The sequence below is a fragment of the Nostoc sp. NMS8 genome (assembly GCF_017115045.1).
In the GTDB taxonomy this organism is placed as follows: domain Bacteria; phylum Cyanobacteriota; class Cyanobacteriia; order Cyanobacteriales; family Nostocaceae; genus Nostoc.
The window spans coordinates 1-21,638 of sequence record NZ_JABXKK010000037.1; the positions used below are offsets into that span (position 1 = coordinate 1).

The 21,638-nt window shown below is 42.1% G+C and carries 16 protein-coding genes; 8 read left to right on the forward strand and 8 right to left on the reverse strand.

What is annotated here, in order from left to right:
* Nucleotides 1-32: 32 nt before the first annotated feature.
* Entirely contained in the window at nt 33-1,586 is a 1,554-nt protein-coding gene (locus tag HWQ39_RS05595; protein WP_292842449.1) for an AAA-like domain-containing protein, read from the reverse strand.
* A gap of 98 nt (nt 1,587-1,684) precedes the next feature.
* Nucleotides 1,685-3,091, reverse strand: coding sequence for an AAA-like domain-containing protein (locus tag HWQ39_RS05600; protein ID WP_292842451.1), 1,407 nt, complete (start codon nt 3,089-3,091; stop codon nt 1,685-1,687).
* A gap of 677 nt (nt 3,092-3,768) precedes the next feature.
* On the opposite strand from HWQ39_RS05600, the gene HWQ39_RS05605 reads away from it, so the two are divergent.
* From HWQ39_RS05605 to HWQ39_RS05620, 4 genes are all read left to right on the forward strand, one after another.
* Nucleotides 3,769-4,728 carry a protochlorophyllide reductase gene (locus HWQ39_RS05605; protein WP_292842453.1) on the forward strand — a complete coding sequence of 320 codons (960 nt, stop codon included), beginning with the start codon at nt 3,769-3,771 and terminating at the stop codon, nt 4,726-4,728.
* Between the two features lie 420 nt (nt 4,729-5,148).
* A complete protein-coding gene (locus HWQ39_RS34360) occupies nt 5,149-5,274 on the forward strand; it encodes a hypothetical protein (protein WP_366932228.1) in 126 nt (41 codons plus the stop codon).
* A gap of 20 nt (nt 5,275-5,294) precedes the next feature.
* Complete coding sequence (locus tag HWQ39_RS05615) at nt 5,295-5,465, forward strand: hypothetical protein (RefSeq protein ID WP_292842457.1); 171 nt, start codon at nt 5,295-5,297, stop codon at nt 5,463-5,465.
* Nucleotides 5,466-5,826: 361 nt separating this feature from the next.
* Entirely contained in the window at nt 5,827-6,447 is a 621-nt protein-coding gene (locus HWQ39_RS05620) for a TMEM165/GDT1 family protein (RefSeq protein ID WP_292842459.1), read from the forward strand.
* Between the two features lie 97 nt (nt 6,448-6,544).
* On the opposite strand, the gene HWQ39_RS05625 is transcribed toward HWQ39_RS05620, so the two are convergent.
* Nucleotides 6,545-7,438: a tetratricopeptide repeat protein gene (locus HWQ39_RS05625; RefSeq protein WP_292842461.1), complete on the reverse strand. Its 894-nt coding sequence runs from the start codon at nt 7,436-7,438 to the stop codon at nt 6,545-6,547.
* Between the two features lie 378 nt (nt 7,439-7,816).
* Here HWQ39_RS05625 and HWQ39_RS05630 point away from each other — a divergent pair, with 378 nt between their 5' ends.
* Entirely contained in the window at nt 7,817-8,842 is a 1,026-nt protein-coding gene (locus tag HWQ39_RS05630) for a hypothetical protein (RefSeq protein ID WP_292842463.1), read from the forward strand.
* Between the two features lie 100 nt (nt 8,843-8,942).
* Here the strand turns inward: HWQ39_RS05630 and HWQ39_RS05635 are convergent, their stop codons facing one another.
* Nucleotides 8,943-10,112: a homocysteine biosynthesis protein gene (locus HWQ39_RS05635; RefSeq protein ID WP_292842529.1), complete on the reverse strand. Its 1,170-nt coding sequence runs from the start codon at nt 10,110-10,112 to the stop codon at nt 8,943-8,945.
* Between the two features lie 451 nt (nt 10,113-10,563).
* Nucleotides 10,564-11,334, reverse strand: a complete 771-nt coding sequence (locus HWQ39_RS05640; RefSeq protein WP_292842464.1) for a GNAT family N-acetyltransferase — start codon at nt 11,332-11,334, stop codon at nt 10,564-10,566.
* A 601-nt stretch (nt 11,335-11,935) separates the two neighbouring features.
* Between HWQ39_RS05640 and HWQ39_RS05645 the strand changes: the two genes are divergently transcribed.
* A complete protein-coding gene (locus HWQ39_RS05645; RefSeq protein WP_292842466.1) occupies nt 11,936-14,623 on the forward strand; it encodes a chloride channel protein in 2,688 nt (895 codons plus the stop codon).
* A 370-nt stretch (nt 14,624-14,993) separates the two neighbouring features.
* Here HWQ39_RS05645 and HWQ39_RS05650 read toward each other — a convergent pair whose 3' ends face one another.
* Together HWQ39_RS05650 and HWQ39_RS05655 are read right to left on the reverse strand one after the other, a co-directional pair.
* Complete coding sequence (locus HWQ39_RS05650) at nt 14,994-15,185, reverse strand: hypothetical protein (RefSeq protein WP_292842468.1); 192 nt, start codon at nt 15,183-15,185, stop codon at nt 14,994-14,996.
* 114 nt (nt 15,186-15,299) lie between these two features.
* On the reverse strand, nt 15,300-17,345 hold the full coding sequence (locus HWQ39_RS05655) for a serine/threonine-protein kinase (RefSeq protein ID WP_292842470.1): 2,046 nt from the start codon (nt 17,343-17,345) through the stop codon (nt 15,300-15,302).
* Between the two features lie 565 nt (nt 17,346-17,910).
* Between HWQ39_RS05655 and HWQ39_RS05660 the strand changes: the two genes are divergently transcribed.
* The gene (locus HWQ39_RS05660; RefSeq protein WP_292842472.1) at nt 17,911-19,140 is read left to right on the forward strand and encodes a peptidase; all 1,230 of its coding nucleotides are present in this window, start codon (nt 17,911-17,913) and stop codon (nt 19,138-19,140) included.
* Nucleotides 19,141-19,203: 63 nt separating this feature from the next.
* Nucleotides 19,204-19,344 (forward strand): hypothetical protein, encoded by a 141-nt coding sequence (locus HWQ39_RS05665; protein ID WP_292842474.1) that lies wholly within the window; start codon nt 19,204-19,206, stop codon nt 19,342-19,344.
* A 96-nt stretch (nt 19,345-19,440) separates the two neighbouring features.
* Here HWQ39_RS05665 and HWQ39_RS05670 read toward each other — a convergent pair whose 3' ends face one another.
* Nucleotides 19,441-21,477, reverse strand: a complete 2,037-nt coding sequence (locus HWQ39_RS05670) for a serine/threonine-protein kinase (RefSeq protein ID WP_292842476.1) — start codon at nt 21,475-21,477, stop codon at nt 19,441-19,443.
* Nucleotides 21,478-21,638: the final 161 nt, after the last annotated feature.

The window sequence follows — 21,638 nt, forward strand, 5'->3', positions numbered from 1 at the left end:
TTTACCCCTTCATACACTACTAAGACTGTACCTCATTTACCTGCAATCTGCTGTATTACTTTGCCCTCATGCTTCACCTGCGTACATTTTAGCTGTGATTCTAAAGCATCAATCTTTCTTAAAAGTGATACTCCCCACAATATAGAAATCACCAACTTAATTGTCATACCCGCTAGCAAAAGTGTCACGATTGTAGCAGCTCTCTTTTGTTGAGCCAGTCTTTTTTGTTGTTCTGCAAGTCGCGCTTCGACTTCTTGGGCACGTTCAGCTTCCAATGCCTGCTGCACTTCTCGCCGATCTAATTCTTCACTAGCAGCTAAAAATAGATAATCTAAATTGCTCAAGCTTTTACCATTTGCCCAAGTTTGGGCATCAATCAAGGCTTGTCCGCGCAACAGGCGAGATTTATCCTTTTCCTTTGAGGCTACCCAGGCATTGAAGGCTTCATAGTAGGGACGCAAATAAGCTAATTTTTTTCCAACCCATTCTAAATTGAAAACTTCTTGATAAATGCGGTTTTTGATTTGGAGAAAACCTTGTTTTTTAACCACCAAACCAGAGAGCAACAATTCTACCTGTTCTCGACTGTCGTCGGCTGCTACTTTTGCTCCTTGGAGAATTTGCTGATAAATTCCTAGCAATCTGGCGGCAATTTGTTCGTTTCTGAGGATGCGATCGCGAATTGTCCGCAAATGCTCCGGTTCGTCTTGTGATTCCCATTTCTCGATCATGTATGATCGCACCACATTTTCTATCCAAAATTCTTCTGTGCCAGGGGGAATTTTCAGCTTTCTACCAACATCATCTTGAGATAAATTTACCAGTAACCGACACAGCTTTTGAGTAAGAAATGGTTGCCCTTCTGTCCATGCTAATACTTCTTTCAAAACTTTCTGGGGATGATTGTCTTTTATATCCAGCCCTAAAGATAGTGGTTGAGCTTCTTCAAAAGTGAAACCATTTACTTGGATAGTTTTACCAAGATTAAATGGAGTAGTATGATTTCTATTTAGAATTAAGTCTGAAGGTGTCGCAACCCCAAAAATTGCAAATGTAATCCGATGATATTCTGGATCAATTGCTCTTTGGTTATAACAGAACCGAATCAAGTTAAAAAAGTCATCGACAGAAAAATCAAGGCTTAGAATACTATCAATTTCATCAATAAAAATAAATAATCTTTCGTTAGGAAACTGAGCTAAGAGATTTTCTGCAATAAACCGACTAAGTTTCTGAACCAAAGAAATATCATTTTTTTCTTGCCACCAGGTTTTTAAATTGACTTTTCCTAATAGTTTAAAACTTAACCAGATATCACCAACAACTCCCTTATACCACTGTTCTGGAGTTATATTTTCACAACCAATATTAGTCATATCAACGGTGGCACATCTAAAGCCCTCTTGTTGCAAGCGGTGCTTTGTTTTTACCATCAGCGAAGATTTACCCATTTGCCTACAGCTGAGAATGTAGCAAAATTCACCCTGTTTCAATGCTTCATAAAGCTCTACATCTGCTCTGCGCTCGACATAGCTAGGAGCATCACTGGTGAGCGTACCACCAACTTGATATCGATAATTATTCATTTAATTAATTTTAAATTTGTTTTATATCTATTGGGACATCCGAGAAAATTTATATAATTATTGATGGGTAAGCTAGTCTTTACTAACAACTCTCAAAACTAGCTTAAGAACTTCCTAAAAGCATGAGCATCATTTTGCTTTCCCAACTGTTGGCTAAAATAAAGTCGGTATAACTCACACATGGCGCTAGCTTGATTGCCGTTTAATTGAACCAAACCCATACTTTCTAGTTTATAAGCTGCGATCGCGTCTAACTCCACTTTTTCATCTGTTGCAATTACTTGTTGCATAGCTGACATTAATTCTGGTTCTCTTTGCAGTAGTGTTAACAGTTCTCGTAAATGCTGACCGTAAATTCCTACTTGTGTAGATGCATTTTCTAATAACACCTCCAGCGTCATTTCTCCCTGAGAGAGATGATAAAACGCAAGGCTCACCAGATAGGGATGTCCTCCTACCATTGTTTGTAGGGATGCAAGACTTTTTGCCCCTTCTGACTCTCCTGCATAATCTAGTCCGTAACGTAATGCTAAATTCTGTACCTGCTTGAGAGTAAATGGTGGCAGTGTAATTGTTAGCCCTACATTGAAAGGCGATTGGTTGAGCTTCAGCGGAATATAAATTTCTGTAGTGTGAACCACTACCATCCGCAGTTTTTGCCAAGTATCATCTTGCTTTGCTTGTTCATGCCAAAATCGCAGCATTGGCAGAAAGTCTTGGGCAATATTGGGATGTTCAAAAACCCGATGGACTTCATTTAAAGCCAAAACTACAGGATGATCGTGAATGTACTGTAACAGATATGCTTCAAAATAGATTTTGCAGCTTACCTTGCTACCCATTTCTATATCCCAAAAATCATCAAGACAGGGAAGAAGATTTAACTGCCTGCTGACATTTACACAAAACCAACGCAAAAATTTATCCAGGGAAGCAAAAACGTCTTGGTCAGCTTCTTGGAAGTCTAAATAGACAATTTGATAATCTCGCTCTCTAGCGTAAGCAATCATCCGATTCAGTAGAGAACTTTTTCCCATCTTTCTAGATGCTTTGATGCGGATTAAGCAACCAGGATGCAAAATCTCATTACAGACAAGTTCTTCCAGAGAAGGGCGATTGATGTAAAGAGGAGAACCCAGGGCAACAGGGCCGCTAGGAAATTCTATTTTGCTTGCTGAAAAAAAGTCTGAAGAAACCATTTCTAAGCTAGATTCTTCGCCGAACTTTGGTTGGATCTGATTTTCTTGATTAATGATGTCGTCTTGTAGGTGATTCTTCAAGGCTAAATGCAGATTTTTTTTCGTTACTCTTTTTCCAAGTGCGATGGAAAGGTCTTGCCATAACTCAGAGCCAACCTCTTTGATGTAATTATTGCCGTAGCCTGATACCTCTGCCATTTCACTGTAAGTTTTGCCCAACCATGATTGATATAGCACAAACCACTGAATTGAATCGAGAGGCTTGTCTTGCAGAATTTTTTTTACAGATTGTAGAAACTTATCCACAGCGTATAAATTGTTAAGCAGCTAGGAAATTTACTTATACTTTTTAGAGGATGTTTGAAAAGCATTAGGCAATAGAATTCGCTACTACACAAAACTTAGTCCACCTTTCCTGCGGAACGCTACGCGAACGTGGACTAAGAGGATGTCTGAGAAGTATCAAATATTTCTTGATACCCCCTTAAAGAAAGGGGGGAATAAGAGTCTTAAAGTCCCCCTTTTTAAGGGGGATTTAGGGGGATCTCCAAGGGTTTATATGTATACAAAAAAACTTTTCAGACATCCTCTAAGAGAAAATCAAGACTTTTTAACCCACAGAGGTAGGTTTAGTTTATGTAGCTGCGACTTCCAGTCGCCCGATGAATAATAAATTAGACTTTTCAAACAACCTCTTAGACTATTTAATAATATACATCTGAATACGTCTGAAAAAATACTTAAACACGCAAAAATCCCAGATTGCATTGATAGAGTTGAAAACTGTGTAAATACATCACAATGATTATTTTATTTATATATTTTTGAATATTCTTTGTATAAATATATATTTTTATCTTAAAGATTAGTCCCTGTTACTTGGAGTAAGAGGTGAGTTCAGCCGAATACAACTTTGAAAAGCTGGTGATAACGATGGTTCACTGGTGTGAGATCCTAGAAAGAGTCAATGGAGTGCGAACAAAATGGAACAACATCAGAAGCCAACGGTTGTAATTACGGGTGCCTCTTCGGGGGTGGGTTTATATGCTGCAAAAGCTCTTGCTGACAAGGGATGGTATGTAGTACTCGCATGTCGGGATTTAGCGAAGGCACAAAAAGCAGCCCAAGCTGTGGATATCCCCTACAACAGTTATACCAGCATACATATTGACCTTGGCTCCTTGGAAAGTGTTCGACAATTTGTGAAGAACTTCCGAGCTAGTGGAAAGTCTCTAGACGCTTTGGTGTGTAACGCTGCAATTTATATGCCCTTAATCAAAGAGCCGTTACGCAGTCCAGAAGGCTACGAGTTAACTGTCACCACCAATCATCTAGGTCATTTCCTATTGTGCAACCTGATGCTAGAGGATCTGAAGAAGTCATCTTTAGAGCCAAGGCTCGTAATTTTAGGAACCGTCACTCATAATCCAGACGAACTGGGTGGGAAAATTCCACCGCGTCCTGATTTGGGCGATTTGCAGGGCTTTGCAGAAGGGTTTAAAGAGCCGATCGCAATGATTGATGGCAAGAAATTTGAGCCAGTCAAAGCTTACAAAGATAGCAAGGTTTGTAATGTACTAACTATGCGAGAACTGCATGAACGCTATCACGAGTCAACTGGTATCGTCTTCAATTCTCTCTATCCGGGATGTGTTGCTGAAACACCGCTATTTAGAAACCACTATCCCCTGTTTCAGAAAATCTTCCCATTATTCCAGAAGTACATCACTGGGGGATATGTGTCTCAGGAGTTGGCGGGGGAAAGGGTTGCTGCCGTGGTTGCCGATCCTGAGTATAGTCAATCCGGTGTCTATTGGAGTTGGGGAAATCGCCAGAAGAAAGATGGTAAGTCCTTTGTACAAAAGGTTTCTCCTCAAGCCCGTGATGACGACAAAGGCGATCGCGTATGGGAACTCAGTGCCAAATTAGTTGGACTTGCCTGATGATACAAGACTTGGCATTACCCTTGTGTATAATTCATCTTTTTGGAATTGGCATCATGCAGAGGTAAAGAATGCTTGAGGTGATTATTTAAGTCACCTCTGACTTTATTGATAGATTTATTTAACTGGTTGCCAGAAAATATAAAATATTTGGGATTTCCTAGAAAGTAGAAAATATTATTTTATTTATTGAATTTGTAATTAATTTATATTTAACAACAACTAATGAGAGCGAGAAAATACATTTTTTGCTATAGAAAATAATTCATATATTAGGTAATCACGAATGATGCTCATGCTAGCCTGCCCCTTTTAAACGTAGTATTTTATGGTGCTAACACTGATGTTTAATATTTAAAAATTCTGCTACTTTCTAATTGTTCATCATAAATACAGCCAGTTGATGGTAGCGATCGCCTGATTGGTGGTTCTGGCAATGACACCTTGTTTGGCGGTTCCGGTGATGACACCTTGGATGGAGGTGTAGGAATTGCCAATCTCGATGGTGGAGTCGGCAATGATACTTACACCGTAGACAACCTCTGAATAGTACACTAGATTCTGGCTTGTTCCGACTTGGTACTAGTGCCACAACAGGCGATCGCTTTATCTACAATCAAACTACTGGTAATTTGTCCTTTGATAAAGATGGGGTTGGTGGTACAGCACAAGTTAAAATCGCCCAGTTATTGAATCAGGCAATGCTTACTAATGCAAATATTACTGTCATTGCCTAACGAAAGCTAACTATAGCAAGCATTGGTTGATGACCCAGCAATAGACAGATAATACAAATCGTATGTGAGCTTAAAACACTTTAAAATTCAGATGCTCTCTATTCCCTACTCTCTTGACTTATACATGGAAAAGTATGTAAAATGTTAGACGCATAGAAGGGGAGTAGCTGCTGGCAAAAAAACTTGAAAGCCAGTACATCTGAATCAACATACTGGCGATGAGCCTGGTTCAGGTGGCAAATAATAAATATTTGATAGCGAGACCTTCACTAAGTTCACACCGAAAAGTGTAAACTTGGTGAGGTCTTTTGGCTCTCATCAAGCTTCACATCGGTAAACGATTCTTGAGGAGCTTGAGAGAGTGTTAACAGCTTTTACCGCAGCTTTATTACTAATTACAGTTTCCGAATTAGGCGATAAAACATTTTTTATTGCTGTAATTTTGGCAATGCACCACCCGCGGCGGCTGGTATTTATAGGTGTGACATTTGCTTTGGCAGCGATGACAATCCTTTCGGTGATATTTGGGCAAGCGGTATCTCTGTTACCAAAAGTTTATATTCATTATGCCGAAATAGCATTATTTATTGCCTTTGGGATCAAGCTGCTATACGACGCTAGTAAGATGTCCTCAGCTGCTTGTGATACCGAAGTTGTAGAAGAAGCCGAAGCAGCGGTGAAACAAGCAGATTTGCAGCTACCAAAGCATAAGACATCGTTAGCAATTATCACAGAAGCCTTTGTGTTGACATTTATGGCAGAGTGGGGCGATCGCACCCAAATTGCCACCATTGCCCTAGCCGCAGGCAATAATCCTGTTGGAGTGACAATAGGTGCAATTTTAGGACATGCCATTTGTGCTGCGATCGCTGTTATCGGTGGCAAAATGATTGCCGGACGCATTTCTGAACGTCAACTCACCCTGATTGGCGGATTCCTGTTTTTAGTCTTTGGCGTTGTTGCCGCCATTGAGGGAGCGTAAGGGTAAGAATGGGGAGCAGAGGGGCAGGGAGCAGGGGGAAAATTCTTCTCCTCTGCACCCTTCCCCCTGCACCTTTGCCTCTTGTGCCCAATCCCCATCATTTAGGCTTACTTTCCAATGAAGGCGCGGAAGATGGAGCAGATTTAGGAATAGAAGGAAGCGTTGCTGCCTTTTTAATTTCGTCTCTGTACTGAGCAGGTGCTAAAGCTGCGGCACTATCAAACAAAGGTTTTGCCTCTGCGTCTTTGCCTTGTTGTTTCAGAAGCATCGCTTTTGCCACAACGGGGCGAAAATCCTTGGGATCTTTCTTAATTGCCTGGTCATAAGCAGAGCTAGCTTGAGCATAGCGTTTCTGAGAAGCATGAACAGAACCTAATAGCACCTGCACGGCTACCGTATCTACACTTCCAGGCAGAATTGTATTTGCCTGGGCTGCATTAGAAAGGGTTTCTTGTAACAAACCAATGGCCGCTTCAGGGCGTTGTTGACTTATCAACAGAGCCACCATTCCTTGTAAAGCCTTCAAATCACCTGGTTTTGTAGACAAAATCGAGCGATAAGCTTGAGCGGCTCCTTCGCGATCGCCAATTTGCTGTTTGGCTTGAGCTAGTAGCACTGAATACTCAGACTGTTCGGGATTTAGCTTGGCCAGCTTTTCTAGTGGTTCAATGACTACTTGGATATCAGCAGGTTTTACCTCACTTTTTTCTTTTTGACTTAATAGTTGCAGCCGCGCCTGTAATAGGCCCTTAAGCGCAGTCTGATTTTCTGGTTCCCTTTGCAAAACCTGTTCATAACCCCGTGCTTCGTCTTCCAGTTTTGATTTTTGGTCAGCGGAGGACAAACTGCCTTTGGTGCTAGCAGTATTTTGACTTGAGGGTGGCGTATTATTAAATGCTCCAATTATGGGAATCACCGAAACACCCACAAAAGCAAGAATTGCCAGCGCCAAGATGACTTGAACTATCCAGCGATTGCGTGTTTGAGACACAGTTTTGTCTTTCTCCTAAATTTTAATGACATGAGCATTTACACAAATCGTAAAGTTAAAAATTTCCAAAACTTTGCGGAATACTGCCAATTGCCTGTGAATTTTATAACAATTAACTATCTACACTGCTAAAGTAAGTGATGACTTTAGGAGGAGCCGTCAGAATTGTAGCTATGATATGCTTCCGAAACTAGTGTAAAGCCGCTAAATTAGACATTTAGTGTATAAACACTAAATTTAGCGCCTTTAGGATTGTCTAGAGTACCTAGTGTGACTTTGTGAAAAGTCAATATGCTTTCAATCAGTCGCACAAATGCTCTTTCCAGCTGCCTTTGTAAAATCCCACAATGGGATGTGTCTCCGCCGCAAGGAGTTTTTATGAATTCCGACCTGATGCCGTTGCCTGAATCTTCCAATTCTTCTGCCTCTAACCAGGGCCCAATTAAAATAGAGGCTGCCGCTAATGTTCACATAGCAGCCCACTCCTCTAAACCTGAAAATTCGCCTGTCAAACCCAGCGAGACTGACTCAAACGGGAACTCGATCAATCGACAGCAACCGATTCCGCCTCCCAGTGAACCGATGCAGTATCGAGCGATCGGATTAGTCCGGGGTCGCTATCATGCTAGCAGCGAACAATTTACTCAAGGTACTCTGCTGACCGCAGATGGTGTAGAACTCAATGCCGTCCTCCTAGGCCGGATTATGAGCTTGGTCAAGAATCACCTAGACTTAGAAAAAGAACACCTGTGGGTAGTATATCCACGTACAAGACAAGAAAATGATACCTTGCACATCCAAATCGTCGGAGTCTGGGAGCCAGAAAATCTGGCTAAAAACTCAACAGATGAGGACGAGTTAGATTTGGAATTGCAAGAGTTACAGACACCCGATGATGGCTTATCGGAAAATTCTGAACTAAACACAACCGTAATACCCTCATCAGAAGTTGCAGATGGTGGTTTTTCTGTTCGTGGTGAAGTAGTATACCAGTCTTTTGATGCTAAAAGTTTGGTAGTCAAAATTAGGCAAGCTCCACGCAAATCAACTGATAAACCCAAATATTTTAAGTTGAAATTGAGGGGTGTGCTGACCACTAAAGCAGTAGGAAAATTCTGGGACTTCCAAGCCAAGCGAGAAGCTGACGTTTTGATCGTAGAAAAAGCTGAGGCGATCGCTGATTTGCCCAAAAAACGCAAACCACCATTCAAAGGTGCGCCTCGTGCTGGTAGTGGTGGTGGTGGTTTTGGTGGAAGAAAACCATTCCCCCCTAGACGCAGTGGCGAAACCCCTCGTCCTATCAAGAAAACAGGCGTAAGCAGCGACCCCTCTGTGGTGTCAAAGCCTATACCAAAAACACCCACTCCAAAACCGATCAAGCGACCGAAACCGACTCAAGAGTAGGGAACGGGGCAATTCAATTTTGGATTTTGGATTTTAGATTTTGGATTAAATTCCAATCCAAAATCCAAAATCTAAAATTCTTACTCCCCACTCCCCACTCTCAAAAATCCGTCCGCCGGTCTTGGGGTAGAAAAGATCGCTCCATCGGAATTGGAGAAACTGGTTCTGTAAGGGTAAACGTACCTGCTTCGATCCACTTTTTCAACTCTAGGGCGACTTGCCTAGAAAAAAATAAACTCGCTAAGGGGGCAGAGCGTATAGCTTTGCCCTCTATGGTGATTCGCCCAGATTTGAGTTGAGCGTAACTCACCAAACCAAAGGTGGGACGGACGCGCCGGGGAATGGAAAAATCCACTATTGGCGCGACTAAATCTTGATCTTGCACAGCACAGTGTTCAACTACTTGTTCATTTAATACAGGCAGGGGTACACCAACACCTAACATTAATGAGGGGCCGTAACTTTTGAAGTAACACCCCCGCACCCAATGAGCATCCATTTGCTTGGCATCACCAATTAAAGCTAAAGTCGCAGAAGGCCCAATCGGTGTACGATTAGGTAAACGCTTTTGTAATGGGAAATGCTGAGTGCCTTCCCAGGCTACATAGCCAATACCACCGCCTAAAAAAATTCGAGTACCTATACCAACGAGTTGCAAATCGGGATCGTTGAGTAAAGGAGAAATAGCACCAGGGTTAGAATAAACAGCATTCCCAAGACGTGGTTGTAATGGGCCGAGATACGTGAAGAGAGGGCGATCGCCACCATTTACACCAACAATAAAATTTTGATAAAGATTGCGCGGATTAAATAAATAAAACTGATTAATTGTTTCACTGGTAATTGTAGTTTCAAAATTTGCTCTGGGGTAACAATCTGTGACTTGTCCTTGCGCTTTTACGTGTATAGATTTACCAGCGATCAAATCTTCGATTACATGACCGCCACCACGTTCTCGGACTTCTTCACCGTCCATCGCTTCCATAGCACAACTCGCACCCAAATATAAATCTACTGCCCCAAAACCAGAGTATGCTGGCACGCCATCCAACCAGCAGCGACGAATTTTGATTGGGGGATCAGTGTGTCCCAAATTAATAATTGCACCACTTGACTCCATCGGCTCAAAAGTGCCAGTGGTAATTACATCAACTTCTTTAGCAGCTTTAGTAACACCGATTTCGACAACTCGTGCTTTTAACTCTTCAGTTGTCAACACTACTGCACGTTGGCGGCTGATTTTCTCGTTAATTTCTGCAATTGTTCGCATCTTATCAGTGCTAGCGCTTCCTGGTGAATGGGGAAAAGAAATTCTCATTGCTCATTGTGAGCGCAGATTATGGAGACCCTTGTATTGTTTCATCTTGAAATAGTTGTCGCCAATCTCTGCGCGAAAGATTAACACTCTAGATGAGGTTAAAATCCCTAAAAAATAATTCAACTATTGCAAAGTCCAAATCATATATTTTTTTGGGGGAAGCACACTAATTATGTTAAAAAATATTTTTGCCTAAGTAAAATTACTATACAAAAGCCTTGCATTATCAATCAAATATATGTATAATTAAGATTAATTAAATTTTCTATACTTAAATAATTTTACGTAAACAGAAAGAGATATTCTGGCTTTGGTAAAGCACCTAGTAATCTTAGTCAAAAGCAGGCGGGCAGGGCGGCGAGTGATAATGCACAAATCTCAATTATTCTGAATAAGCCTTCGACTAATAATTGATTTTTAGCAGCCTTGTTTGGGTGAACATACCTGCCCGCTCCAAAGTCTTCTTTGACAGATGGTTGTAATACCAGCACCCAGCAATTGGGTGTAGTTTCCGTCGCCGACATTCCTCTATTAATAGCGTGATTGTGGCAGTTGCGATACCAGTGCGCCGAAAGTGTTCGATCGTGTACATGCCGATACTGGCGACATTACCATAAAGGCTACTCAATTCGATCAACCCAAATCCGACATACTCATCGCTAGATCGTACTAGAAACAATGCCTGTGCTGCGATATGCTTCTCAACAGGCGTGAAAAACTCACCCGCGTGCTGTTGAATGAAGGGAATATCTTCGGGGTTAGCCAAGCGCAACGAAAATGATTGAGTTGCTGTATGGTCTTGTGCATGTGGAACGACATTGAAAAAGTATGCTTGTTTTGTAAGTTGGCGGTAATCATCAAGCGCATGAGCGAGAAAAAACTCGTCGCACGTTGGAACGAACGCCGATTCGACGTGTTCTAGCTTGCGTAGTTGCTGAAACACGGCTTGTCCATAGCGCTTATGTTGGTCAGTCAGGCTAAATTGGGTAAGCAAACTTTCACCATGAATTGACGCAAAGCCGGCAGATTGGCGAGCAATGAAGATGTGATAATGGTGCGACGCAAGGATATGTGCCTCCAGGAACGAATCAATGCGTGCGGGGAGTGCCGCAAGGTGGCTTTGCACCGCTCCACGAATGTCAGAAAATGAGACAGGGCTAAATTGTATGTCCATATTTACCCCTATCAAGTTGTTGCAATAGGTACAAGTAAGTCGTGGAGAAAATTTATAAGCATGTAATAAACAATTAAGCAAAAGAACTAGAGTTAAATTTTACACGTTGCGTACTATAATTTCCCTTTTCTCCTCTTATTTGAACGTATTTGAACCCCATCAATGACAGCATGAGGCTTGCGTCTAACTCGTCATCAAAGGTTTTCGAGGCTAATTCATCTTTTTTGAGGTGTTGCCACTCTAATTCAATCGGGTTCATAGTTTGGTTTTTTACCTCGTTCTACTTAAGGGCAATTCATGTAGACGCAAAACGGCTTCCCGCAGGATATTGCCCCTACGGATGTAGCGTGAACGAGAACCGCTGTAAAGCTTTAAATAAAGTAAGAATGTTGGAATTTATTTTCGCCCACGTTCGCGTAGTGTCTCGTAGCTATAGCGGGATGTTGGCGATCGCGTCTCTAAGAGTTGTACGGTTTTAACCTATACTTAGAGGCCTGTGGACTCGCTGGCAGAGACTCTCCTAGAGAAGAGACTGCGAAGCACCACCACTTGTACAGAATACCTAACTGAATTCTGACTTCTTCTTGAAAAAATTGATATCATGTGGTATTTACCTATCTTCCAGCGCTTTCGGCAACTGCTACAACCACGGCGTCGTTTAGCAATTTTTGAAGCTTGTCTGATTGGTTTGGTTTCTGCTCTTGGAGCAGTCTTACTGAAATCGGGGGTAGGATTGCTAGGTGCTTGGCGAGTGCAGACATCGCTGCTGCTACCAGCTTGGTTAGTGCTACCAGGTATCGGACTAGCTTGTGGATTCCTTGCAGGATGGCTAGTTGAGCGCGTAGCACCAGAAACTTCTGGGAGCGGCATTCCTCAAGTGAAAGCAGTGTTAGCGCGTATACCAATTGCTCTAGATTTGCGGGTTGCTGTGGTCAAGCTAGTGGGTGGTATTCTGGCACTAGGTTCGGGGCTAGCTTTAGGGCGGGAAGGGCCAACAGTTCAACTTAGCGCAGCTTTAGCAGCTCAACTTAGTCGGTGGTTTCCGACTTCACCAGACCACCGCCGCCAGTTGATTGCTGCTGGTGCAGGAGCCGGGTTAGCGGCTGCCTTCAATACACCGATCGCAGGTGTATTATTTGTAGTAGAAGAACTGTTACAGGATTTTTCTGAATTTACCTTGGGTACTGCGATTCTGGCTTCTTTTATTGGTGCCGTCGTCTCGCGTGTATTGGGTGGTCGCAGCCTTGATCTCAATCTAGCATTAACTGCTTCCAAGACAGATTTTTTTGTTCAAGATATTCCCTTCTATTTGGTATTGGGGGTTGTGGCTGGGTTAATGGGAGCGTTATTCAATCGCGGGATTATTGCTAGCTTAACTGTTTACCGCCGTTCTCTACGCTTTGGATTACCTGCTCGTGTGGCTTTAGCTGGGTTAGTGTCTGGGGTAATTGTGGCATTACTACCGCTAGCGTTTCGAGATAACACAGGACTGCGGGAAATTTTAATTACAGGTGAGGCTAGCTGGTCAATAGCTGCGATCGCCTTTGTCTCCCAGTTTATCTTAACTCTCGTAGCTTATGGCTCTGGTGTCCCAGGTGGATTATTTGCTCCGGCTTTGACCCTTGGGGCTGCTCTTGGCTACTTGGTAGGTATGGGAGAACACGCTCTACTGCTTCCTTTCGGGATAGCGACTGGATTACCAATTACATACGCCTTGGCAGGAATGGGCGCTTTTTTTACTGCGGTGGCCAGAGTGCCAATGACGGGAATAGTCATTGTGTTTGAAATGACTACAGATTTCAACTTAGTACTGCCCTTAATGATTGGCTCTGTAACGTCGTATCTAGTTGCTGAAAAGTTAGCGCCAGGCTCGCTATACGACAAACTTTTGGCGTGGAATGGCATCATTATCCAAAAAGCAGCACCTGCGGGGGGGATAATGACAAGTTTGACAGCCAAAGATGTCATGCAGCAACAGGTAGAAACTCTGGATACAGAGATGCCTTTAGATGAAGTAATCCAAGCATTCGCCCGTTCTCATCATCGTGGCTTTCCAGTGGTAGAGGAGAGCAAGCTTGTAGGGATTGTGACGCAATCAGATTTACTCAATATTCGCGATCGCAACTTAGCAAATGATACTCCCTTAGGGGAAATTATGACCACCACTCCGGTGACAGTAACACCGATCCACACCCTAAGCAATGTACTGTATTTACTCGATCGCTATCAAATCAGTCGCTTGCCAGTGGTAAACGGACGAAAACTGATTGGTATTATTACCCGTGGAGATATTATTAGAGCAGAAGCAGATCATCTTAATGGTGCAGATGCGACCCCCAGACTGCGACCAGTTCCTTCATACGTAGTTTACCAAACGCGATCGCCCAGCACTGGTAGAGGTAGATTATTAGTGCCTGTAGCTAACCCCGAAACTGCGGGTATTTTATTACAAATGGCAGCAGCTATTGCTCGCGATCGCCATTATGAAATAGATTGCGTGCAAGTGATCCTAATACCTCGCCACAGTTCCCCATCGGAAACACAGGTAAGAACGGCAAAAAGTCGCCGCTTGCTACGACAAGCAGAAGTGTTAGCAAAAAAGTGGAAAATTCCCCTACATACGCAGATTCGAGTTACCCATGATGTGGCGCAGGCAATTTTAGAGACAATTAACGAACAACACATCGACCTAATTTTAATGGGATGGAAAGGAAACACATCTACCCCTGGTCGGATTTTTGGCAACGTTGTTGACACCATAATTCGCCAAGCCACCTGCGAAGTAGTGTTAGTAAAATTAGGCGAAACCCCCCAATCCCTAGTCCCCAATCCCCATTACCCCTTATCCACAGACGGGGCCCCACCTTCCCCAATCTCCAGTCCCCTCTTCAACAGCTGGCTAGTTCCAATGGCTGGAGGCCCCAATTCCCAACTGGCGATTAAATTGCTACCGGCTTTAATTACATTGGGAAATGAACCACAAATTCGTCTGACACAGGTGTTTAAACCATCTGAACTCAAGCCAGATATGTCAATTTCAGAACAAGCCATTCGCCATTTGATGCGTCGCCGCAAATTGTCCAGCAGTGTAGTTGCTCTCCCAGTCCAAGCTAATTCAGTTGCAGAAGGTGTGATTAACCTAGTAAAAACCGAAGGTTACGATGTTGTAGTGTTGGGAGCTTCACGCGAGGGATTGTTGCAGCAGGCGATTCAAGGTAATATTCCAGAAGCGATCGCCTCTGGTGTAGAAAGTACAGTGATTTTGGTTAGGGGTGCAATTAAGACTTAAAAAATCCAAAGCTAATTGAACAGCCAAACCAATGTTTTAGAGGTGAGGGGTCAAATCCACCGTGAATTAACCAACAGTCTCATGTAATTCGCTACTACACAAACCAAGCCCACCTCCGTGGAAAGCATGAAAAATCAAGGTTTTTTAACCCACGGAGGTGGGTTAATTGTCGTGTAGCCGCGATTTCTAATCGCCACGGCTAGTAATAATTTAGACTTTTCAAACACCCTCTAAGAATAGATTCTCATCTTACTATAGCGGTTCCCATTCAGATGAGGTATAATATTACATCGCAAGGTGTAGGGGCACGGCATGCCGTGCCCCTACGGCTGTACCTTACTAGGTCGGGAAACGCTATAACATTTTATTTTTAATAATAAAATATTCCAATAATCAGAGAAACAATTATTGGTATTAGGATTGGGATAGCAACAATCAGTCCCCACTTACCAAACTTAATTTCCTCACCCTCAGATTTTAAAAATGCAATCCAACCGACAACGCCCATTAATATCCAAATAAACCCAAAGGCAAGAAATATAATAAATACTGAATCTTCCATTTTCAAAAAATTTAATTTATATAGAAAACCTGGAAAATGAATTTTGATCCATCCCCCATTTTACTAAGATTTCAGATGTTAACTGCTATTAGTTCACCGTTCCTATGGCTACATTTAATTCATCTCCCAAATCTTGAGAATGTTCTCACCACTCCCACCACCGGCAATAGTTTGTCCATCTGGGCTGATGGCAACAGCATAAATATATCCAGAACCCGTCTCTAAAGTGCGGATTTGTTTTCCTATAACTGGATTCCAAAGTTTGATTGTCTTGTCACTACTACCACTGACAAGGGTAACACCACTTGGATTTTTACTTGGCAAAAAGGCGACAGAATTAACCTTATCCTTATGTCCCTTTAAAGTATGAATTAACTTTCCTGTTTTCAGATTCCACAATTTGATTGTCTTGTCACTACTCCCACTGGCAAGGGTAACACCATCGGGAGCAAAAGCGACTGAAAGAATCGAATCTGCATTTCCCTCCAAAGTGCGGATTAACTTTCCTGTTTTCAGATTCCACAATTTAATTGTCTTGTCCCAGCTGCCGCTAGCAAGGGTTTTGCCATCAGGACTGAAGACTACAGATGAAATACCATTAGTATGTCCCTCTAAGGTGCGAATTAACTTTCCTGTCTCCAGATTCCACAGTTTGATTTTCATATCCTTACTAGCACTACCACTAGCAAGGATTTTGCCATCAGGGCTGAAAGCTACCGAAGTAACTCCGTCGCTATGTCCCTGTAAGGTGCGGATTAACCTTCCTGTCTGCAAATTCCACAGCTTAATTGTTTTGTCCGCACTACCACTGGCAAGAGTCTTGCTATCAGGACTAAAGGCGATAGTCCAAATCCAATTGGCATGTCCTTCTAGAGTACGGATTGCTTCTCCATCTGCTATATTCCATAGCTTGATTGTCTTATCATCACTAGCACTGCCAAGGGTTGTGCCATCAGGACTGAAAGCTACGGAATTCACATCGCTGGAATGCCCCTTGAGAGATTTGGGTAGAAAAGAAGTTTCCGAGACGCTTTTTGGAGACGGAATCGGCGGAGAAAATTCGCTCATTGTATGGGGGCGAGTCTGAAAATACCAAATTCCCCCTAATCCCAACACTAAAATGCTAGAACCTAAGAGCAGTTGACTTTTCAGATTGTTATTTAATTTTGATGAAACTGGCTCCTTGTTGACTGGGGTAGCTGTAAATGTTGGTGTAATGATAGTCGGGGGTATTGATGACGATAGTGGTAGCCGAGTTGTCAATTCAGTGATGACTTCATCAGCCGATTGGTAACGCTTTTGGATATCTTGTTGCAACAGCTTATCCAAAACTTCACCCAACTCTATAGACACAGAAATCCCATCCTTACCTGGACTGGTCAAATATTGTCGCCAAGATGAAACCCAACCATAACCTTGCTGTATCCACAATTGAGATGGGCGAACCCCAGTGAGTAAATGAAAACAAGTCGCCCCCAAACTGAATAAATCACTGGCTGGGTAAGCTTTTCCATCTTGCATCTGTTCCAGTGCAGTGTAACCATGTGAGCCAATAACAGTGCCCATTTTAGTATGCACTGTTGCCGTCAGCTGCTTAGAGGCTCCAAAATCAATTAGCACTAATCGCCCATCACTTCGACGGCGAATAATATTCTGTGGTTTGATATCCCGGTGAATCACTCCCCGCACATGGATAAACTTCAGCACAGGTAATAAATCTAGCAAAAATTCGCGAGTCTCTATTTCGCTATAGTTTCCCCGCATCTGCCATTCCTTAAGCAAATTTTGCCCATCGATAAACTGCTGTACCAAAAACAGATAATGATTTTGCTCAAAATAAGCCAATAAAGTTGGAATTTGCGGATGTTCTGCGAGTTCTTGTAGCCGGCTTGCTTCTTGTTTAAATAGCTGAGTAGCCTTTGTTAGTGGCCCAGTTCCCTGAAGTTTTGGTGCGAACTGCTTCACAACACAGCATTCATTAAGTTTGTGTACATCTTCTGCCAGATAGGTTCTACCAAATCCGCCCTCATCTGACAATACCTCAATGGGACGATAGCGACCTCCCAGTAGGGGTATCAATTCCGCTGTACAACTGTGGCAATAGTTGTTTTTATCAGAATTTCGGGGGTTTTGGCAATCGGGATTCACACAACAGAGCATACTGGGAATCCATTTCAATTGGGGTATATATTCATCTTAAGTCATGCAGTATAATCTCTCTTGTTAGTAAATATCACTGAGATACCATACAAATCCCTAATTTCCTTACCTCATCAGGTATTGAACAATTTAGATAACTTGGAAGAATTTTTGCTTGAGCGATGCCTATTGACGAATTAATCAGCGTAAGCTCTGCCTGGGCATTACATCTACAGTTTGCTATTCAGTCAATCTTACAAAAATATCTGGGCAATAATCCGAAAAGCAGCATTTTAAGTTTGTACTTCAGTATATACTTACAAGATTGGATTTTACTCTAATAATATAAATTGAGAATATAATTTTTCTGATCTAATGATTGCAAATATTTGAGGTATATATAATATATGAATTTAGTTAGATTATAGACAATTCATTTGGCAACCCTCTAAGTGTATACGTTAAATTTACCTTTCCCTTTAAATAATAACTAAAATTTATCTACTATATAAAAAGCAACGAATAATAAATCAAATTTATCCTATCCATGCAAAACAAAATTATCAGCAAAACTAGGAGTGTAATTATGCTACTAAAAACCAAAAACTATCACCGCAAATTAAGTCAGCTTTTAATTTTTTGCGTAAGTAGTAGTTTGTTAATTACAAGTAATGTGCTGCCTATAAATGCTTTGGGAAAACCTCAAAATTTTCAAGGCTTTATAATTGCCAAGTCACCCGATGAGAGACAACCAGAAGCAGTAAAAAAAGGAATTGAGCAAATTCCTGCTTCTCAAGCCTCAGTATCTCCAAGACGGAAGATATCTGTTGATTCACCAATACAGCAGACTCCTCGTGCATCATCTAGCACAGAAGATTCTCAGCCAACTTCTAGCGTTTCAAATGATAGCTCTAATTCTAGATCGTCTGGACGCAGGATTTCTAACTCAAACTCTAATCGTTCCAATGGTGGTACATCTAGATCGTCTGGAGGTAGAACTGCTAACTCAAACGCAAATCGTTCTAATGGTAGCTCTGAAAGAGTTCGCAAGCCAAGTTCTAATGTAACGACAGGGAACCAAAATCTCAATAATTCAGCCCTTTCTTCTGCTACACCTACTTATAAAGAGATTAACTTTGTAGATGTTGCATTGGGCATTCTGAGTAAAGGTGACTTTAAATCTGAAGGTAGATATTTCCATTTCTACGAGTTTGAAGGGAGAGAAAATCAATTAATCCAAATTAGGCTTGTTGGTAGTAATGATACACGCAGATCAAATAACTTGAGTTTAAAACCCTTGTTGTTTCTGCACGATCCTGATAATAATATCATCGTCAAAAAAGGTGCTTTGGATAAAAGCAGTGGTGGCGATGATGCATTTATTTTTGCACGGCTGCCGAAAAATGGCATTTACAAGATTGCAGTTACTAGCCAAGCTCCCGGAGAGATAGGTCGCTATAGTTTGGCTTTGAGGAATGACAGAGCTAGCTATACTTTAGATGAATCAGATCAATTAACTGCCAAAAGCTCAATCCTGAAACAAAATGGCGGCGCTTACAATGTTTCTAATTTTCAAGGCAAAAAAAATCAGCTTGTAAGTATTCGTGTAGATAGTGTTGATGAAGAGTTTTCGCCTTATGTAGCTCTGCTAAATTCTCAAGGACAGGCGATCGCTATCGATAAAGACAAAGATAAAAATGGTGTGTACAGTGCTTTAATTGACCGAGCTAGGCTGCCTGAAGATGACACTTATTATATAGTTGTTACTTCCAAGAATCCACAGGAACGCGGTAGATACAGATTAACTATATTTTAAGCTCGATATCCATTGTTCTCGCAACGCGATCGCTATAGCTGAAAACAATGTGAGACTATAGCAATGCTAAGTTGGGAAAGTCCATCATCAAAAACTCGATATATGGAAATTGAAGGAAAGCAAAATCCATTAGATGGCGAACCTAATGAATACAAAAATCGGCGTGTTTTACCAATTCCTTTAGACGTAATCAGTTTTAACTGATTTTTATAGCTGATGCCACAATATCCTTTGAATTTGAACAAAAAGAGACAAAAAGTAAACTTGTTCAATAATTCTCTGTCATCCACCAGTCAGCACTTACTGAGACAACCGCCAAATCTTAATAGTATTGTCTTCACTAGCACTGACAAGGGTTTTGTCATCAGGACTGAAGGTAACGGATGTCACGGTGTTGGTGTGCCCTGCCAATGTGAGAATTTCCTCACCTGTGGCTGGATTCCACAGTTTGATGGTGCGATCGCGGCTACCACTAGCAAGAATTTTACCGTTGGCGCTGAAGGCTACGGATGTGACAGTGTTGCTATGTCCCGCCAGTGTGCGAATTTCTCTACCAGTATGTAGATCCCAAAGTTTGATGGTGCGATCGCGGCTACCACTAGCTAAAATTTTACCATCTGGGCTAATAGCTACGGTTGTGACTGTTTGAAAATTTCCTTCTAGCGTGCGAATTGGGTATCCCTTTGTTAAATTCCAGATTTTGATCGTCTTGTCAAAACTGCCACTAGCCAGGATCACGCTGTCGGGGCTGATGGCTACTGAACGCACCCAAAATGTATGCCCTGCTAGTGTCCGAATTTGCTCTCCTGTTGCTAAATCCCAAATTTTGATCGTGTTGTCATCACTACCAGTAACCAGAGTCTCGCTATCAGCACTGATGGCTAGGGCATGAACTGAATCAGAATGCCCCATGAGAGTGCGAATTTGTTTTCGTGTTGTCAGATTCCAGATTTTAATGGTGTTGTCATCGCTGGCACTAACCAGAATTTTGCCATCTGGGCTAATTACTACGACATTCACCGGCTGAAAATGCCCGTTGAGTGAAGAGATTTGTTTTCCAGTTGCGAGATTCCAAAGTTTGATTGTGCTATTGTCGCCACTGCTGGCAATGGTTTTGCCATCGGGGCTGATGGCGACAGATAAAACTGAGTTTTCGTGTGCTTTGAGGGTGTTAATTAGGGAAACCCTATCCAAAGTAATCTTTAGTGGTTGACCTAAAAGCGCTTCATCTTTGCCAGAATTATTATGGTGAATCAACCTAGAAACCAAAGTGGTCTGAATCTGGCGAAAATGTTTATACCAAGATTCTCCAAAGCCGAACAACATAATCAAAGCACTTACCAAGATTAGAATTCTCAGTAAGGGATAACTTTTTGGTAAAGATGGTGCCCTAGTTGGTGGTATTTTCCCAGATGATTTACCCGCTGGTGGTAAGGCGAGGAGTTGTTTTGGGGTCAAGTCTCTAAGGACTTCATCGGCTGACTGGTAACGTTCATGAATATCTTTTTTCAAAAGCTTGTCGATGACAAAATCCAACTCAGGATTTAATGGACTCCGTAAATATGCCCGCCAATTACTCACCCAGGCGTACCCAGATTCCATCCACAACTGAAAGGGCGAATTTCCTGTTAGCAGATGAAAGCAGGTAGCCCCCACACCAAACAAGTCGCTGGCGGGGAAAGCTTTACCATCTCGAATCTGTTCTAGGGGAGAATAACCATGTGAACCAATGGATGTGCCAGATTTTTGCTGAACTTTGGCGGTGAATTGCTTTGAGGAACCAAAATCAATCAGGCTTAATCGCCCATCGCTTTTATGGCGGATAATATTTTCTGGCTTGATGTCCCGATGAATGACTTTGCGATCGTGGATAAATTTTAGAATGGGTAATAAATCTAGCAAAATAGATTGAATTTCCCTAGCGTTATAAGACTTGCGCTGTTGCAACTCCTTTAACAAATTCTCCCCATTGATAAACTGCTGCACCAAGTATAGGCAGCCATCTTGCTCAAAGTAAGCTATTAAAGTTGGAATTTGGGGATGTTCCCCAAGGTCTTGTAGACGCTGGGCTTCTTCAGCAAACAACTCCATCGCCTTTTTTTGCGACCAAGTTCCTTGAAATTTTGGAGCTAACTGCTTGATAACACAACGTTCATTGAGTTTATCTACATCTTCTGATAGATAGGTTCTGCCAAATCCCCCCTCATCTGAAAGGACTCGGATCACACGGAAGCGATTTCTTAAAAGTGACACCAGCGGGGTGCTACAACTTTGGCAAAACTTCTTTCCATTAGAATTCAGGGGATTTGAGCAATCGGGATTTAAGCAGCAGATCATGATCTGACAGGCGCGACTGCATGACAACTTAGGCTAAGTTTGCCCCGAACTTTCCCTTAATAAAATTGACTCTCGGTTACTGGTGGTAGAAACCCCTGTTCTGGGGATTGGGGAATTACTTATATAGTTAGCGTTTGTAAATAGTAGTCAGTCTTCCTCTT